15 protein-coding genes are annotated in these 16,942 nt (G+C 71.5%); 5 read left to right on the top strand and 10 right to left on the bottom strand.

Features of this window, described 5'->3' with window-relative positions; translation table 11 throughout:
- Positions 1 to 214 precede the first annotated feature (214 nt).
- On the bottom strand, positions 215 to 1,699 hold the full coding sequence (locus tag ACH4ZA_RS21215; RefSeq protein ID WP_319279744.1) for a hypothetical protein: 1,485 nt from the start codon (positions 1,697 to 1,699) through the stop codon (positions 215 to 217).
- 447 nt (positions 1,700 to 2,146) lie between these two features.
- Here ACH4ZA_RS21215 and ACH4ZA_RS21210 point away from each other — a divergent pair, with 447 nt between their 5' ends.
- Positions 2,147 to 2,836 carry a bifunctional DNA primase/polymerase gene (locus ACH4ZA_RS21210; RefSeq protein WP_319279745.1) on the top strand — a complete coding sequence of 230 codons (690 nt, stop codon included), beginning with the start codon at positions 2,147 to 2,149 and terminating at the stop codon, positions 2,834 to 2,836.
- A 215-nt stretch (positions 2,837 to 3,051) separates the two neighbouring features.
- Here ACH4ZA_RS21210 and ftsY read toward each other — a convergent pair whose 3' ends face one another.
- Positions 3,052 to 4,266 carry a signal recognition particle-docking protein FtsY gene (ftsY, locus tag ACH4ZA_RS21205; RefSeq protein WP_319279746.1) on the bottom strand — a complete coding sequence of 405 codons (1,215 nt, stop codon included), beginning with the start codon at positions 4,264 to 4,266 and terminating at the stop codon, positions 3,052 to 3,054.
- Between the two features lie 207 nt (positions 4,267 to 4,473).
- Between ftsY and ACH4ZA_RS21200 the strand changes: the two genes are divergently transcribed.
- Complete coding sequence (locus ACH4ZA_RS21200) at positions 4,474 to 5,445, top strand: LLM class flavin-dependent oxidoreductase (RefSeq protein WP_398430948.1); 972 nt, start codon at positions 4,474 to 4,476, stop codon at positions 5,443 to 5,445.
- A gap of 96 nt (positions 5,446 to 5,541) precedes the next feature.
- Here ACH4ZA_RS21200 and ACH4ZA_RS21195 read toward each other — a convergent pair whose 3' ends face one another.
- The 4 genes from ACH4ZA_RS21195 to ACH4ZA_RS21180 all read right to left on the bottom strand — a co-directional run bounded on the left by ACH4ZA_RS21195 (position 5,542) and on the right by ACH4ZA_RS21180 (position 11,904).
- Positions 5,542 to 6,960, bottom strand: coding sequence for a sugar porter family MFS transporter (locus ACH4ZA_RS21195; RefSeq protein WP_319279748.1), 1,419 nt, complete (start codon positions 6,958 to 6,960; stop codon positions 5,542 to 5,544).
- 217 nt (positions 6,961 to 7,177) lie between these two features.
- Positions 7,178 to 10,759 (bottom strand): chromosome segregation protein SMC, encoded by a 3,582-nt coding sequence (gene smc, locus ACH4ZA_RS21190; protein WP_398430946.1) that lies wholly within the window; start codon positions 10,757 to 10,759, stop codon positions 7,178 to 7,180.
- 280 nt (positions 10,760 to 11,039) lie between these two features.
- Positions 11,040 to 11,243 (bottom strand): hypothetical protein, encoded by a 204-nt coding sequence (locus ACH4ZA_RS21185; protein ID WP_109002141.1) that lies wholly within the window; start codon positions 11,241 to 11,243, stop codon positions 11,040 to 11,042.
- 379 nt (positions 11,244 to 11,622) lie between these two features.
- Complete coding sequence (locus tag ACH4ZA_RS21180; protein ID WP_319279750.1) at positions 11,623 to 11,904, bottom strand: acylphosphatase; 282 nt, start codon at positions 11,902 to 11,904, stop codon at positions 11,623 to 11,625.
- 198 nt (positions 11,905 to 12,102) lie between these two features.
- Here ACH4ZA_RS21180 and ACH4ZA_RS21175 point away from each other — a divergent pair, with 198 nt between their 5' ends.
- Together ACH4ZA_RS21175 and ACH4ZA_RS21170 are read left to right on the top strand one after the other, a co-directional pair.
- A complete protein-coding gene (locus ACH4ZA_RS21175; RefSeq protein ID WP_398430944.1) occupies positions 12,103 to 13,245 on the top strand; it encodes a CAP domain-containing protein in 1,143 nt (380 codons plus the stop codon).
- Positions 13,246 to 13,456: 211 nt separating this feature from the next.
- On the top strand, positions 13,457 to 13,747 hold the full coding sequence (locus ACH4ZA_RS21170) for a CPCC family cysteine-rich protein (protein ID WP_398430943.1): 291 nt from the start codon (positions 13,457 to 13,459) through the stop codon (positions 13,745 to 13,747).
- A gap of 182 nt (positions 13,748 to 13,929) precedes the next feature.
- On the opposite strand, the gene ACH4ZA_RS21165 is transcribed toward ACH4ZA_RS21170, so the two are convergent.
- A complete protein-coding gene (locus tag ACH4ZA_RS21165; protein WP_398430942.1) occupies positions 13,930 to 14,517 on the bottom strand; it encodes a flavodoxin family protein in 588 nt (195 codons plus the stop codon).
- A 106-nt stretch (positions 14,518 to 14,623) separates the two neighbouring features.
- Here ACH4ZA_RS21165 and ACH4ZA_RS21160 point away from each other — a divergent pair, with 106 nt between their 5' ends.
- Positions 14,624 to 15,025 (top strand): helix-turn-helix domain-containing protein, encoded by a 402-nt coding sequence (locus ACH4ZA_RS21160; protein WP_319170254.1) that lies wholly within the window; start codon positions 14,624 to 14,626, stop codon positions 15,023 to 15,025.
- On the opposite strand, the gene mutM is transcribed toward ACH4ZA_RS21160, so the two are convergent.
- From mutM to rpmF, 3 genes are all read right to left on the bottom strand, one after another.
- Positions 14,998 to 15,858: a bifunctional DNA-formamidopyrimidine glycosylase/DNA-(apurinic or apyrimidinic site) lyase gene (mutM, locus tag ACH4ZA_RS21155; RefSeq protein WP_319279755.1), complete on the bottom strand. Its 861-nt coding sequence runs from the start codon at positions 15,856 to 15,858 to the stop codon at positions 14,998 to 15,000. The two genes, ACH4ZA_RS21160 and mutM, sit on opposite strands and share 28 nt — an antisense overlap.
- 79 nt (positions 15,859 to 15,937) lie before the next feature.
- A complete protein-coding gene (gene rnc / locus ACH4ZA_RS21150) occupies positions 15,938 to 16,759 on the bottom strand; it encodes a ribonuclease III (protein ID WP_398430941.1) in 822 nt (273 codons plus the stop codon).
- A 7-nt stretch (positions 16,760 to 16,766) separates the two neighbouring features.
- Entirely contained in the window at positions 16,767 to 16,940 is a 174-nt protein-coding gene (gene rpmF, locus ACH4ZA_RS21145) for a 50S ribosomal protein L32 (RefSeq protein ID WP_007493396.1), read from the bottom strand.
- Between the last annotated feature and the right edge of the window lie 2 nt (positions 16,941 to 16,942).

Below are 16,942 nucleotides of genomic sequence, written 5' to 3'. Positions count from 1 at the left end.
TGTGCGTTACGCCTCGGTGAACTGGCTGATGTTCGACGAGCGGATCGTTATCGTGGCGCAACCTTCACTGAAGGAAGGAAACCGGCCGCGGACGGCCTTCCGATGACCTGGCATGGGGGAGCCGAGTCGGGCAGTTCGGGAGGACCGGCCGCGGCCGGGGTTCTGGGGTTTTCGCCCGGTGGACCGCTGTCGGCGGCACGTCGGGCCGGTTGCTTCAGACCGCTTCGGCCGTCTCCGGCAGCTCGACGGTGAGCCGCGCGGTCAGGTCCACGACCTCGGAGAGGTCGCCGAAATCGCGTACGGCGCTGTCGACCGTCTTTCGGATACGAGTGTTGACGCGCTCGGAGCGCACCTTCTTGGCCTCCTTCATGGCCTGCGTGGCGAGAACCGTGCTCTGCTCGGGCTCGCGTTGCAGCAGGTGGACCGTGGCCATGCCGATCAGGTTCAGCACATAGGAGCGCTGGTGGTCGCCGTCGCCCGCGAACAGTTCGACGGCCCGCCGCATCAGGGGTTCGGCCAGCGAGGCGTAGGCGGGGCTGCGGCCGGCGACGTAGGCGAGGTCGCGGAAGGAGTGGCTGTTCTCCCCGTACAGCTCTGCCTCGGAGAAGAAGCGGATCCAGTCGGGGTCCGGCTCGTCCCACTCGTCGGTCTCGGCGAAGGTGTCCTCGGCCATCCGGACCGCGCGCTTGCACCGGCCGGGCTGGCCCATGTTGGCGTAGGCGCGGGCCTCCATCGCATACAGCATGGACTGGGTGCGGGGGCCGGCGCAGTCGCGGCTGCCGTACTGGGCGAGGTGGATCAGCTCCAGCGCGTCCTCCGGCCGGCCGAGGTGGATCATCTGGCGGCTCATGCTCGACAGCACGTAGCTGCCGAGCGGCCGGTCCCCGGCCTCCTTCGCCGCGTGCAGGGCGAGGACGAAGTACTTCTGCGCGGTCGGCTGCAGCCCCACGTCGTAGCTCATCCAGCCGGCGAGCTCGGCCAGCTCGGCGGCGACCTTGAACAGCCTGCGCGAGGTGGACTCGGGCTGGGGCTCCTGGAGCAGGTCGGTCACCTCGTGCAGCTGCCCGACGACCGCCTTGCGTCGCAGGCCGCCGCCGCACTGGGCGTCCCACTGCCGGAACATCACGGTGGTGGACTCCAGCAGGTCCAGTTCGGGCCGGGAGAGCCTGCCGCGCGCCCGGCTGGTCGGCACCGACTCCGGCTGCTCGACCGGGGCGGACGGCGAGGGGACCAGCCAGCGCTGCATCGGCTCGATGAGGGACGGCCCGGCGCACAGGGCCAGCGACGTCCCGAGGAAGCCTCGGCGCGCCAGCATCAGGTCGCTGCGGGAGAACTCGCTGAGCTGGGCCACCGTCTGCGGTGCGGTCCAGGGCAGGTCGACGCCGGTCGCGGAGGGCGACTGCCGGGCCGCGCGCAGTCCGAGGTCCTCGACCGAGACGACGCAGCCGAACCGCTCGGAGAACAGCTCGGAGAGGATCCTGGGGATGGGCTCGCGGGGGTTCTCCCCGTCCAGCCAGCGGCGCACGCGCGACGTGTCGGTGGAGATGTGGTTGGCGCCCAACTGGCGGGCTCGGCGGTTCACTTGACGTGCGAGTTCGCCCTTCGACCAGCCGCTGCGCACGAACCACGACGTGAGCAGCTCGTTCGGGCGCCTGTCCGCGCTCGCAGCGCTGTTCCCGCTTCCGCCGTTGCCGCTCACTGGAACGCCCCCATCCCTGAGACCACTTGTCACTGAGTGCGCCAAGCCTTATCAGAATGCCGGTAAATAGAGCCCGCCGTACGGCACTTGTCACCCTTCGAACGGAAACCCGACTTGCCTCCGGCATACCCACGAGCGCAAGCACCCACAGGACCCGCCTACTCAAAGTAATCCTACGATCACGGTCCCGGCCACGGCGATCCCGGAAACGCCACCATTCGCCACCCCTTCGAATGAACTCCCGGTGACCTGTACGCGATTCACTTGACAGAGAACAGCCAGGGGTGAGCGGAGCGAAGCACTCAGGGGCGCGCGGAGCCGAGCCCACCACCCGCGGCACTCCAGGGCGCTGCCTGGATCGGGCGTCCCCGGGGAAGCGGGAGCACACAGAGTCACGGTGCTCGACCGCTGCGTAACCAGCGGCGCGCAGGACCCGTTGGAGGGGGCATGGGCTTCACGATCGGCGGCATTCGCGAGATCCGCTCCGGCGCGCGCAGGCGCGGTCGCTCGTCCGAGTGCACCGCCGTCGCCGAGTTCACGGGACTGTGGGGCTGGGACGCGGTGCCCGGCGCACGGGCCGCGGCGGGCGTCTGCTCCTGCGGACGCCCCGGTTGCCGCCAACCGGGGGCGCACCCCCTGGAGTTCGCCCCGCGCGTCCCGGCCGGCGCCACCCTCGACGACGTGGGCAGGACCTGGGGCGGGTTCCCGGGCGCCGCGGTGATGCTGCCCGTCGGTCGCGCGTTCGACGTACTCGACGTCGCCGAGCCCGCCGGGCGACGGGCCCTGGTCCGCCTCGAGCGCATGGGACTGCCCCTCGGCCCGGTCATCGCCACCCCCGAGGGCCGTACCCAGTTCTTCGTCGCCCCCGGCGCGGCCGCCGAGCTGACGGACCTGCTCTACCGGATGGGCTGGGACGATCCGGCCGCCCTCGACCTGCGCGGCCTCGGCCCCGGCGCGTTCATCACGGCCCCGCCCTCCGACCGCGGCGGTCTCGGCCCGGTGCGCTGGCTGCGCCCGCCCGCGCTGGACTCGGCGACCCGCCCGCCGGAGGCCCGGCTGCTGCTGGGGACGCTGGCGTACCTGGCCCACCGGTCACGCGCCCAGCGCCCCCGGGAGACCCTCGGCCGCACCGCCTGACGCCACCCGCCCGACGCCACCCGCCCGACGCGGGGCCGCTCGGCCCCCGCACGACCGTCCGGGCCCCGGGAGCGCCCGCCCCTCCCCCGCGGCGGCCGACGGCGTACACAGCGAAGCGCCCGCTCCGACTGCACCTCGGAGCGGGCGCTTCTTCCGTGCCCCGGCGCGCCTCCCGGCGCCCCGACTGCGGTTCGCGGCCTTGCGGTACCGACCGGTCAGTCCCCGATAAGGGCGTCAACGAAGGCCTCCGGCTCGAACGGCGCGAGGTCGTCCGCCCCCTCGCCGAGGCCCACCAGTTTGACCGGGACGCCCAGCTCGCGCTGGACCGCGACCACGATGCCGCCCTTCGCCGTGCCGTCCAGCTTGGTCAGCACGATGCCGGTGATGTCGACGACCTCGGCGAAGACCCGGGCCTGGACGAGTCCGTTCTGCCCGGTGGTGGCGTCGAGCACGAGCAGCACCTCGTCCAGCGGGGCGTGCTTCTCGACGACCCGCTTGACCTTGCCGAGCTCGTCCATGAGGCCGGTCTTGGTGTGCAGGCGGCCGGCGGTGTCGATGAGGACGACGTCGACCCCCATCTCCTTGCCCTCCTTCACCGCGTCGAACGCGACGGAGGCGGGATCGCCGGCCTCGGGACCGCGCACGGTGTGCGCGCCGACCCGCTCGCCCCATGTCTGGAGCTGGTCGGCGGCGGCGGCGCGGAAGGTGTCGGCGGCGCCCAGGACGACGGTGCGCCCGTCGGCCACGAGCACGCGCGCGAGCTTGCCGGTGGTGGTGGTCTTGCCGGTGCCGTTGACGCCGACGACCATCACGATGCCCGGCTTGCGGTCCTCGGGCTCGGTCTTCACGGTGCGGTCGACGTCGGCGCCCACCAGCTTGAGCAGCTCCTCGCGCAGCAGCGTGCGCAGCTCCGCGGGAGTGCGGGTGCCGAGCACCTTCACCCGCTCGCGCAGTCGTTCGACCAGCTCCTGGGTGGGGGCCACGCCGACGTCGGCGGTGAGCAGCGTGTCCTCGATCTCCTCCCAGGTCTCGTCGTCGAGGTGCTCGCGCGAGAGCAGCGTGAGGAGCCCCTTGCCCAGGGCGTTCTGCGAGCGGGAGAGCCGGGCGCGCAGGCGCACCAGCCGCCCCTCGGTGGGCTCCGGGACCTCGAGCTCGGGAACCTCGAGAGGGGGGACGACGGGGGGTTCCTCGACGGCGGTCCCGGTCTGGCCGCCGTCGGGAAGATCCACCTCCTCGATCGTGCGGCGCGGTTCGTCGCGCGGCGTCTCGGCCTCGTCGCCGACGTGCGGTTCGGCCGGAGGGGCGGTGATGTCGGGCGCTGCGGGGGGCGGCGGGGGCAGCGGCTTCTTCCGCCGGCTGCCGACGACCAGCCCGCCGAGCACTGCGAGCACGACCACGGCGATGACTACAGCAAGGATGACGGTTTCCATAACGGGTCCAGTATGCGTGACCCCTCCCGGCCCGGGCGGGCGGCGGCCCGGCCGCGCGTCAGGCGGCCCCCGTCCGGCCTCTCCCGGCGGGCCGGCAGGCGCGAGGCGGCGGCTCCCGGCCGGTGCTCACAGCCGGACCGTCCCGGCCCATGGCCTTCTGACACCCCGTCAGCTACGGTCCCCCACATCCGCCGAAGGGGGTCCCCCATGCCCGTCACCGTCGTCCGATTCAATCTCGTCGCTCCCGATGCGACCCCCGCCGAGCTGGGCGTCCGCTACCGGGCCGCGCTGGAGATGGCCGCATACGCCGACCGGCACGGGGTCACCCTCGTTCAGACCGAGGAGCATCACGGCGTCGAGAACAACTGGCTGCCGTCGCCCTTCGTCTTCGCGGGCGCGGTGCTCGGGGCGACCCAGCGGCTGGCGGTGACCGTCTCGGCCGTCATCGGACCGCTGCACGACCCGCTGCGGCTGGCCGAGGACATCGCGGTGCTGGACCTGCTGAGCGGCGGACGGCTGGTCACGGTCGCCGGGATCGGCTACCGGCCGGAGGAGTACGCCCGGGCCGGAGTGGACTGGAAGCGGCGGGGGCTGCTCCAGGACGAGCTGCTGGAGACGGTGCTGAAGGCCTGGACCGGCGAGGAGTTCGCCTACCGGGGGCGCACGGTACGGGTCACCCCCCGCCCGGCGACCGATCCGCACCCCCTGCTGCTGGTGGGCGGCTCCTCGAAGGCCGCCGCCCGCCGGGCCGCACGCCTCGGGCTGCCGTTCTTCCCCAGCGCCCATCTGCCGGAGCTGGAGGCCTACTACAAGGAGCGGCTGGCGGAATACGGCACGGAGGGCTGGACGATGATGCCGGGCGCCGAGACGCCCCTGCTGCACCTCGCGGAGGATCCGGACCGGGTCTGGGCCGAGTACGGCGACCGCTTCCTGCACGAGGCGCGGACCTACGCCTCCTGGCAGTCGGGCGGGATCCGTTCGGCGGTGAAGTCGGGGGCGACGACGGTGGCGGAGCTGCGGGAGGAGGGCGTGTACCGGATCCTCACGCCGGACGCGTGCGTGGCGCAGGGCCTCGACAACCTCGTCCTGCATCCGCTGGCGGGCGGGATGCCGGTGGAGGAGGGCTGGCGCAGCCTGCGGCTGTTCTGCGAGGACGTGCTGCCCCGGCTCGGCGGGTGAGCCGGGGCGGCACGTCCTGGAGGCGTCGGGGAGCGGGCAGCGGGGAACGGGCCCGCTCCCCGACCGGAGACCCCTCGGCGAAGGCCTTCCGGGGCCTCAGCCCATCTCCTCCAGTGCCTTGCCCTTCGTCTCCTTGACGTACTTCAGGACGAACGGGATGGAGAGCGCGGCGAAGACCGTGTAGATCATGTAGGTCGCGGAGAGGTTCCAGTCGGCCAGCGACGGGAAGCTCGCGGTGATGGCCCAGTTGGCGATCCACTGCGCGGAGGCGGCCACGCCGAGGGCCGCGGCACGGAGGCGGTTGGGGAACATCTCGCCGAGGAAGACCCAGACGACGACGCCCCAGGAGAGGGCGAAGAAGAGGACGAACACATGGGCGGCGATCAGGGCGATCCAGCCCTGGGTGGCCGGCAGCTTGCCGTCGACGAGGTCGAAGGAGAACGCCCAGGCCTCGAACGCGAGTCCGACGGCCATGCCGACGGAGCCGATCAGGGCCAGCGGCCTGCGGCCGATCCGGTCCACGAAGATCATCGCGATGACGGTGCCGACGATGTTGATGATCGACGTCGTGAACGAGTAGAAGAACGAGTCGGTCGGGTCGACGCCGACCGACTGCCACAGCGTCGAGGAGTAGTAGAACGCGACGTTGATGCCGACGAACTGCTGGAAGACCGACAGGCCGATGCCGATCCAGACGATCGGCTTGAAGAAGAAGGAACCGCCGAGCAGATCCTTGAACGTCGACTTGTGCTCGCTCTTCATCGCGCGCTCGATCTCGGCGACGCGGGCGTCCAGGTCGACGCTCTCGCCCTCGACCTCCTCGAGGATCTCGCGGGCCCGCTCGCGCCTGCCCACGGAGATCAGGAAGCGGGGGGACTCGGGGATGGCGAAGGAGAGCAGGCCGTACAGGACGGCCGGCACCACCATGACGCCGAGCATGACCTGCCAGGCCTCCAGGCCCATGAGCTTGCCGCGCTGGTCGCCGTCCGCGGAGTTCAGCAGTCCCCAGTTGACCAGCTGCGAGATCGCGATGCCGATGACGATCGCGGCCTGCTGGAAGGAGCCGAGCCGGCCGCGGTAGGCGGGCGGCGCGACCTCCGCGATGTAGGCGGGGCCGATGACGGACGCCATGCCGATGGCGAAGCCGCCGACGACCCGCCAGAAGGCGAAGTCCCACAGGGAGAAGGGCAGCGCCGAGCCGACGGCGCTGACCGTGAACAGCACGGCGGCGATCTGCATGACCCGGATGCGGCCGATGCGGTCGGCGATGCGGCCCGCGGTCGCGGCGCCGACGGCACAGCCGATCAGGGCGATCGCGATGACCTGGGCGAGGGCCGCGGAGCCGATGTCGTAGCGGTCCCGGATGGCCTCCACGGCGCCGTTGATCACGGAGCTGTCGTAGCCGAAGAGGAATCCGCCCATCGCGGCCGCCGCCGCGATGAAGACGACGTGCCCCAGGTGATCGGGATGAGCCCTGCCGGCTCCTGACTTCTGTGCCTGCGTCGTGCTGGTCACGTTCAACTCCTCGGGCCGTCGGCAGCGCTGCCGACGGGATCAGCACCCCCAGATAGATGGCATCTGAAGGTAAAAGCAACGGTGCCGAGACTATGCCTTCAAGTATCGAAGTCAATAGGGCCCGGCTGTGACTTTTCAGCGCCCACATGGAGGAAGTGTGTTCAACTCTTGAAGAGCAAGCGGTGGGAGCTGGATGACGGGTACCCGCTCGGGCCGGTCAACGCAGGCGCTGGCTGATGACCTTCGACACACCGTCGCCCTGCATGGACACGCCGTACAGCGCGTCGGCGACCTCCATCGTGCGCTTCTGGTGCGTGATCACGATCAGCTGGGACGACTCCTGCAGCTCCTGCATGATGCGGATGAGCCGCTGCAGGTTCGTGTCGTCGAGGGCGGCCTCGACCTCGTCCATGACGTAGAAGGGGCTGGGCCGCGCCTTGAAGATCGACACCAGCATGGCGACGGCGGTCAGCGACCGCTCGCCGCCGGAGAGCAGACTGAGCCGCTTGACCTTCTTGCCGGGCGGCCGCGCCTCCACGTCCACGCCCGTGGTGAGCATGTTGTCGGGGTCGGTCAGGATCAGCCGACCCTCGCCGCCCGGGAACAGCCGACCGAACACGCCCTCGAACTGCCGTGCGGTGTCCCGGAACGCCTCGGTGAAGACCTGTTCGACGCGCTCGTCGACCTCCTTCACGACCTGAAGCAGGTCGGTGCGGGTCTTCTTGAGGTCCTCCAGCTGCTCGCTGAGGAACTTGTGCCGCTCCTCCAGCGCGGAGAACTCCTCCAGCGCCAGCGGGTTCACCTTGCCCAGCTGCTGATAGGCGCGCTCGGCCGACTTCAGCCGCTTCTCCTGCTCGGCGCGCCGGAACGGACTCGGCCGGTTGCGCGGGTCCTCCGGGTCCTCCGGCAGCACCTCGCCCTCGGCGGGCGGCGAGGGCGGCACGAGCTGATGCGGCCCGTACTCGGAGACCAGCCCCGCGGGCTCCACGCCCAGCTCCTCCAGCGCCTTGGTCTCCAGTTGCTCGATCCGCATCCGCTTCTCCGCGCCGAGCACCTCGCCGCGGTGCACCGAGTCCGTCAGTTTGTCCAGCTCGGCCTTCAGATCGCGGCCGGCGGTGCGGGCGGCGGCCAGCTCCTGCTCCTGCCGCGCCTTGGCGGCGTCGGCGGCGACCCGCTCCGCCTCGGCCCGGCCCACGGAGACCTCCACGTGGGCGAGCAGCTGCCGCGCGCCGGTGGCCACGGCGTCCGCGACGGCCGCCTCGTGCCGCAGTCGCGCCCGTCGCTGCTCGGCACGCGCGCGTGCCTCGCGTTCCGTCCGCGCGGCCCGGTCCAGCGAGTCGGCCCGCCCGGCCAGCCCCTTGACGCGTTCCTCGTGGGTGCGGACCTGGAGCCTGGCCTCCATCTCGGTCTGCCGCGCGTTGGCCCCGTCGGCGGCGAGCCGGTCGCGCACAAAGGAGTCGGGCTCCTCCTCGGCCGGCGCCTCCTCGGCGACGGCCAGCCGTTCCGCCAGCTCCTCGGCCTCCTCCACGGCCCGGTCCAGCGCCTCCTGCGCCCGCGCCGCGGCCGCCGCGGACCGCTCGGCCTCACCGGCCGCACCCCTGGCCTGCCCCGCGAGCCGCCCGAGCTGCTGCGCCACGGACGACTTCTCCCGGTCCGCGGCCCGCCGTCGCTCCCCCACCTCCTCGACGAGCGCGGCACACTCCCGGCGGCGCTCGCCGGCCGTGCGCTGTGCCTCCGTCAGGTCCGCGCAGCGCACGGCCAGCTCGTCGAGCTCGGCGGTGGCCTCGTCGACGGACGCCTGCACCTCCAGCAGGCTGGGCGCCCCGGCGGACCCGCCGTGCGCGAAGTGCGCGCCCAGCAGATCGCCCTCGGCGGTCACCGCGGTGAGGTCCGGGCGGGCGTAGACCAGCTCCTCGGCGTCCTCCAGCGTGCCCACGACGACGATCCCCCGCAGGAGCCGGCGCACGGCGGGCATGAGCTCGCCGGGGCCCCGCACCAGATCGGCGGCGTAGGGCGGACCATCGGGGCGCTGACCGTCGGTGCGCTGACCGTCGGTGCGTTCCTCGGACGCGTCGCCCGCCGCACCGCTGAGCAGCAGCGCGGCGCGCCCCGCGTCCTGCTTGCGCAGCAGCCGGATGGCCTCGGCAGCCGCGGCGGGAGTCGTGACGGCGATCGCGTCCGCGGCGGCGCCGAAGGCGGCCGCGAGCGCGACCTCGTGGCCGGGCGTCACCGTCAGCAGTCGGGCCGCCGGGCCCAGCAGGCCGTTGAGACGGTCACGCGCGGCGAGCAGGGCGCCCGTGCCGTCCTTGCGGCGCAGCCCCAGCGCCAGGGCGTCCCGACGGGCGAGGGTCGCGGCGCGACTGCGTTCGGCGGCCGTGGCCGCCTCGCGGGCGTCGGCGAGGGCCGCCTCCGCCTCGGTGAGCTGCCGCTTGGCGCTCTCGTGCCGCTCGGCGAGCTCGTGGTCGTCCGCGTCCAGGCCGTCCACCTCCGCCTTGAGCGCCTCGTACTCCTCCTGGGCGGTGACGGCCCGTTCCTGGGACTCGTCCCGGGCGGCGGCGAGGCGGTCGATCTCGGCCTGCGCGGAGGCGGCGCGCGAGCGGGCCGCGTTGACCTGGCCGTTCAGCCGGGCCAGGCCCTCGCGGCGGTCGGCGATCGCCCGGGCGACGTCCTTCAGTCGCCGTTCCTCGGCGGCGAGCTGCCGTTCCAGGTCCGCGCGGTGGGTCACGGTGTCGTCGAGTGCGTGCCGGGCGGCTTCGAGCGCGGCCTCCAGTTCGGCCTCCTGCTCGCGGACCCGGGCCGCCTCCCGCTCCATGTCCTCGGGGTCGCGGCCGCGCCGCTCCTCGGGGGGCGCGGAGGTGGCGCTCTTCACCCGGGCGTCGGCGAGCGAGACGGTGCCGCGGACGCGTTCGGCGAGCTGGGACAGCTCGTACCAGGTCTGCTGGGCACGCTGGAGGCGCGGCGTGAGCTGCCGGACCTCGTCCTCCAGGAGGGCTTCGCGCTGCAGGGCCTTCCTCAGCTCCTGCTCGGCCGCCTCCTTGCGTTCCTTGAGGGCGGCCTCGTCGGCGACCTCCGCCTGCAGGGCCTCCCGCAGCCGTACGAGGTCGTCGGCGAGCAGGCGCAGCCTGGCGTCGCGCAGATCGGCCTGGATGACGGCGGCGCGGCGGGCGACGGCGGCCTGGCGGCCGAGGGGTTTGAGCTGACGCCGGAGTTCGTCGGTGAGGTCCTGCACGCGCGCGAGGTTGGCCTGCATCGCGTCCAGCTTGCGGAGGGCCTTCTCCTTGCGCTTGCGGTGCTTGAGGACGCCCGCAGCCTCCTCGATGAAGGCGCGGCGGCCCATGGGGTCGGCGTGCAGGACGGAGTCGAGCTGGCCCTGGCCGACGATCACGTGCATCTCACGCCCGATGCCGGAGTCGGAGAGCAGGTCCTGGATGTCGAGCAGGCGGCAGGTGTCGCCGTTGATCTGGTACTCGCTGCCGCCGTTGCGGAACATGATCCGCGTGATGGTGACCTCGGCGTACTCGATGGGGAGCGCCCCGTCGGAGTTGTCGATGGTGAGGGACACCTCGGCGCGGCCCAGCGGGGGGCGGCCGGTGGTGCCGGCGAAGATGACGTCCTCCATCTTGCCGCCGCGCAGCGACTTGGCGCCCTGCTCGCCCATGACCCAGCTGAGCGCGTCGACGACGTTGGACTTGCCCGAGCCGTTGGGTCCGACGACGCACGTGATCCCCGGTTCGAACCGGAGCGTGGTCGCGGACGCGAACGACTTGAACCCCCGGAGGGTCAGGGCCTTGAGGTGCACGGCGCTGGACTCTACCTTCCGGGGGTGTCTCACTCCATGAACCCGCGGTTTCACCCATGAACGCGCAGGGCACACCAAACGTTAAGAGACTGAAAGGGTGCGTGGGGGAACCAACGGCGGGGGGCCGGGGGCAGAAGGGGCGGAAGCGGGGGCGCTGAAATACGGGGGACAAGAAAGAAGGGACGCCGAAGCGTCCCTTGCAAACTCTGACAACTTAGCGGTCCGACGCGGTGAGAATGAGCCGCCCGACCCCTGCGTGCCGTGGTACAGCGTGCAGCGATCAGGTGAGCGCAGGCTCCGCCTGGCGTGCGTCGATGCTCTCCATAAGCGATTCGTGAGAAGCGGCAGCCGTCAGCGCGTCGTTCTCGGCCTGGATCCGTCCGAGCTCGGATTCCAGGTCCTGTACACGCTGCTGGAGCCGTCGCATCTCGGCGAGGAGTCGCGGGTCGGAGCCGCCGACGTAACCGAGAAGCGCCTTTGCCATGATGGATGGTCCTCCACAATGAGTGACCGACCGAAGCGGTGTGGGTCGTGAGGGATTTGCACCCGCGGTGCTTGGCAGGATCTTGCTGGTGCTGCCGTTCATCCATGCCGAACAGCTGGGGTGCGCGGGGTGCTTTCAGCGTCTCACCAAAAAGTTTGACGGTCAACACGATCACGCCCCGTATTGGCGGGCTGCCCGGTGGCGCGCGGCCTGTGCGGCGGCGCTGCGACTCCTGCGGGGCCCTCGGGGCGTGGCGATCATCCTTAAGGGCGGAGCCTCCCACGGCAAGCCTTTCTTGGCAATCACCTGCCCCTTTCTGCTGGGGGCACGTGCCCGTGGCATTCCCCTCCGCTTTCCCGGGGGCGCCCGGCGGGAGTTCTCAGCGGATCGCGAAGCCGTCGTAACCTCCGCGCGGTGTGTCCCATATCTCGGTGACTCCGTCTACGCGTCCGGGCGTGTCGTCGCCCAGGAGCCAGCCGAGCAGCTCCTCACAGCCCTCCTTGGCCCCTTCGGCGACCACCTGGACCCGGCCGTCGGCCAAATTGAGAGCAAAACCACTCAGGCCGCCGACCTCCAGCGCCTTGGCCCGGGTGAACCAGCGGAATCCCACGCCCTGGACGTGTCCGCGCACCCAGGCGACCAGCCGTACATCCTCGTTCATGGGTGCAACCTAACCGCGCAAAGTCTCTCGGGACACTTCCTCCCCGAGCGCCATGCGGTACCGTCCCCACCCAATGATTCTCATATGAAACTCACTCGATCGGGTGAGTCAGGTTGACCAGAGGGAGCAGGAGGCGCGCGTCGCCCCAGGGCTTCGGCCGACCGTTGAGAACACCGCTCGGACGAGGAAGGCAAGGACATGGGACGCCACCGACGCTCCGCCGCCGGCCGCGCCGCCACGAGCCGCGCCACGGGGGTCACACAGACGCACGGCTCGCATGCGGACAGGCACAGGGCGCAGGATGCGCAGACGGAAACCCTTCCGACGATCGGCATCGCGCCGTATCTGAACCCCGAGGCGTACGCGGACTCCGTCGCGAGAAGCCGGCAGTACCTGTACGCGGAGGGCGACTACGCCGACGGCGACACCGCGGTCTTCGCGGCCGACGGGTTCACCCCCGACGGCGGCGCCCGCCGGGCCGGGGCGAATCGGGCGGGTGCGGGCCGGCGCCGTAAGCGCAGGGTCGCGACCCCGGTGAAGTCCGGTCTGCTCGGCGTCTCCGCGGCGGTGGCGATCGGCACGGTCGCCGTGGCCACGGGTGTGGTGCCCGGTATCGACGGCTACCGCCTCGGAGGCGGCAGCGGCGGCTCCGGCGACAAGGTCCAGGCCGCCGCCGGCTCCCCCACGAACTCCGCCTCCGAGCAGGGTGGCACGTCCGGCAACGCCGACGACGACCGCGGCTCCGCCCCCACCAGCCGCGACGCCGGCCGTTCGGTCTCGCCCTCCGCCCCGGCCACGCCCTCCCCGTCCCCGTCCGTCTCCGCCTCCTCGGCCGCGCCGACGAAGGCGGCTCCCAAGAAGCCGGCGTCCACGCCTTCCCGGGCGCCGGAGACCACGCCGTCCAAGTCGAGGGCCGCCACCAAGGCGCCGCCGAGGTCCGAGGCCCCTGTGACGGTCTCGGCCGAGGCACAGGCCGCGGCCGAGGTGCTGAAGCTGGTCAACGAGGAGCGGGCCAAGGTCGGCTGCAGTGCCGTCTCCGCGAACAGCGCCCTGTCGGGCCTCGCCGAGAAGTTCAGCGACGACATGGCCGCGCGCGGGTTCTTCGACCACACCGACCCCGACGGGGCGACCCCGTGGGACCGGGCGGCCAAGGCCGGCATATCGGGACTCGGCGGCGAGAACATAGCCCGCGGGCAGTCCGACGCGGCTGCCGTCATGGAGGCCTGGATGAACAGCCCGGGCCACAAGGCGAACATCCTGAACTGCGACTTCAAGACCCTGGGCGTCGGCGTCCACTTCGGCTCCGGCGGCCCCTGGTGGACGCAGGACTTCGGGTACTGAGATAACACCGCAGGTCAGAGCCTTGCTCTCGCTGTCGAAGCCTCCGGCGTGCACGCCGCTCAGCAGGACTCCGGGTATGCCGGTCGCTGCCGCTCATACGGCCGCGTGCCCTTGACCCATGCCTCATCTCGAGGGCGCCGGCATGATCAAGTCAGGCCGTCCCTGTCACTGTCGGGATGCGCAGGCAGCGGGACTTCGCCAGGATGCGGCCGTGACCGAACCCTTCGTCGACGTGAACCGCGGCCCACAAGGCGGGCCCTATCGGTGTCCGTGCTGTGGCTACCTGACGCTTGCCGAGCGCGGCCTCTATGAGATCTGCCCCGTGTGCTTCTGGGAGGACGACGGCCAGGACGATCGCGACGCCGACAGGGTGCGCGGCGGACCGAACGGCCGGCTGAGTCTGACGCAGGCCCGCCGGAACTTCCACGCCATCGGCGCCTCCGACGAACGGCGTATCCAGTTCGTCCGGGAGCCACTGCCGCACGAGCATCCGCTGTCCTGACATCACCCGTCGAGGGCCGTCCCGGGGCCGTCGGAGGGTGCTCGACGACGACCGACGCGGACAACCGCGACAGCTGTACGGCGGACACGACCGACGCCGCGACCGGCGACGGCTGCGTCGCAGGTCACGGCGGGTCGGTCACGGCGTAGGGGCCACGGCGTGACGCGGGGCGGCCTGCGGGATCAGGCGGCCTGGGCGCGGCCGGCGAGGAAGATCCGCGCAGTCCCGGCCACCCGGCGTCCCAGGTGTTCGGCCGTCGCCAGGTCCGCCTTGTGGACGGCGTCCGGACCCTCGTCGACGTTGGTCTGCGCGGCGGCGCCCAGGAAGACGCCCAGCCGGTTGAGGTCGTGCTCGGAGCCGGCCGAGTTGTTCCAGCCGGGCAGCAGGCCGAGGCTTACCCAGTGCATGCCGAGCTGCGCGGCCAGGATCTGGAAGAACTGCAGGGTGTGCAGCTTGTCGCCGCTCTTGGAACCCGAGTTGGTGAACCCTGCGGCCAGCTTGTCCTTCCACACCTGCTCGGGCCAGCGCGCGGAGGTCGCCTCGGCGAAGGCGTGGAAGGCGGCGGACGCGGTGCCCATGTACGTGGGCGATCCGAACACGACGGCGTCCGAGCCGTCGAGCAGCGTCCACTGCTCCTCGGTGATCTCGTCGACCTTGATCAGGTGCACCTCGGCGCCGGCGTCGGCGGCGCCGGCGCGGACGGCCTCGGCGAGGACGGCGGTGTGGCCGTAGCCGGAGTGGTAGGCGACGGAGACGACAGGGGTGGACATGCATACTCCTGAAAATGGGCAGCTCAAGGAAAGTTACCAAAGGAAAGCACTAACTTCTAGTTAGTGCAACCTGTCAGTTAGCGCTACCTTCGAGTAGGCTTGCCGTATGGACATCACCCGGGAGAGGGCGGAGGATCAGGACCTTCCGTTCGACGTGTTCGCCAAGGCCTGTCCCTCGCGCGGCACACTCGAGCACATCACCGGCCGCTGGGGCGGACTGACCCTCGGAGCGCTGTACGAGGGGTCCCTGCGTTTCAACGAGCTGCGCCGCCGCGTCGACGGCGTGAGCGAGAAGATGCTCTCCCAGACACTGCACGCGCTGGAGCGTGACGGTCTGGTGCACCGCGAGGCGCAGCCCACCAACCCACCCCGCGTGGACTACGAACTGACCCCGCTCGGGCGGGAGGTGGCCGAGCGCCTGCTGGGCCTCATCCACCTCGTCGAAGGGCGGATGACCGACGTCCTGGCCGCGCGCGAACGCTACGACGGGACGCGCGGCGCTCTCTGACACTTCGGGCAGAAGTAGCTGGACCGGTTCATCCAGGGGCGTCGGCGCATCGGCGTGCCGCACCGTTTGCAGGGCAGCCCTTCACGCCCGTAGGCGTCCAGCGACCGGTCGAAGTAGCCCGACTCACCGTTGACGTTGACGTACAGACTGTCGAAGCTGGTGCCGCCGACGGCGAGGGCCGCGTTCATCACGTCCCGGACATGGCCGAGCAGTTCGTACGTGCGGGGCCGGGTGAAGGCGGCCGTCGGACGGTCGTAGTGCAGACGGGAGCGCCAGAGCGCCTCGTCCGCGTAGATGTTGCCGACGCCGCTGATCAGCGACTGGTCGAGCAGCGCGCGCTTGACGGTGGTGCGCCTCCTGCGCAGCGCCTGGTGGAACGCCTCGTCGTCGAACAGCGGGTCGAGGGGGTCGCGGGCGATGTGCGCGATGACGTCCGGGAGCCCGTCCGGGCCGGTCGGGTGCAGCGAGAGACCGCCGAAAGTGCGCTGGTCGACGAAGCGGAGCTCGGTGTCCGTGTCGTCCGCGAAGCGCACCCGGACGCGCAGGTGCTTCTCGTCGGGAGCCCCGTGCGCCTGGACCAGGAGCTGGCCGCTCATGCCGAGATGGGCCAGGACCGCCTGGTCGGTGTCCTCCAGCGGCAGCCAGAGGTACTTGCCGCGCCGGCTCGGGGCGCCGATGCGGTGGCCTTCGAGGCGGTGCGCGAAGTCTTCGGCGCCGGCCGGGTGACGGCGCACGGCGCGGGGGTGCAGGACCTCGGCGTCGGCGACCGTGCGATGGGCCACCCACCGCTCCAGACCGCGCCGGACCACCTCGACCTCGGGCAACTCGGGCATGGCATCCCCCGTGACTCGGTTCCTGCACGGACCGAGCGCCCGCCCCCGTCGGGGGCGGGCGCTCGTCGCGTGGTGCTGCTCAGGCGGAGGCGGACTCCTGGTCCACACTGCCGTCGGCCGCGACGGCCGCCTCGGCCGTCGCCTCCTCGGCGCGCTCGTCCGCCGCTGCCCGGATGGACCGCCAGGCGGACTCGGCGGCCTGCTGCTCCGCCTCCTTCTTGCTGCGGCCGGTGCCGGTGCCGTACGAGACGCCTCCGACGCGGGCGGCAGCAGTGAAGGTCTTCTCGTGATCGGGGCCGGTCTCCGTGACCAGGTACTCGGGGACGCCGAGGCCTTCGGTCGCGGTGAGCTCCTGGAGACTGGTCTTCCAGTCCAGGCCGGCGCCGAGATTCGAGGACTTCTCGATCAGCGGGTCGAACAGGCGGTGCACCAGTTCGGAGGCCGCGTCGAGGCCCTGATCGAGATAGACCGCGCCGATCACCGCTTCGAGGGTGTCGGCGAGGATGGATGCCTTGTCCCGGCCGCCCGTGCCCTCTTCACCCCGGCCGAGCCGGATGAAGGAGCCCAGGTCGAGACCACGACCGACCTCCGCCAGCGCACGCGAGTTGACCACCGCGGCCCGCAACTTGGCCAGTTGGCCTTCGGGCAGGTCGGGGTGGGTGCGGTACAGCGTGTCCGTGACGACGAGGCCGAGCACGGAGTCCCCGAGGAACTCCAGCCGCTCGTTCGTCGGCAGACCGCCGTTCTCGTACGCGTAGGAACGGTGGGTCAGCGCACGCACCAGAAGGGCGGACTCGAGCCGATAGCCGAGCCGCCCTTCCAGAAGCGTGTGGGACGAGGCCGTGTCCGCCTTGTTCTTGGCGGTCGTGTCCGCCTTGGCGTCAGACATGAAGCCTCTCACCAGCCGCTCAGACCTCGAGGACCTGGCGCTTGTTGTAGGTGCCGCAAGACGGGCACGCGATGTGCTGCAGCTTGGGCTCGTGGCAGCGCTCGCACGCAACCAGGGTGGGGACCGCAGCCTTCCACTGCGACCGGCGGTGGCGCGTGTTGCTGCGCGACATCTTCCGCTTCGGAACAGCCACGG

The sequence above is a fragment of the Streptomyces sp. NPDC020597 genome (genome assembly GCF_044335095.1).
Lineage (GTDB): Bacteria > Actinomycetota > Actinomycetes > Streptomycetales > Streptomycetaceae > Streptomyces.
Note: the sequence above shows the minus strand (reverse complement) of the source record. Positions and strands in the feature narration are given on the sequence as shown.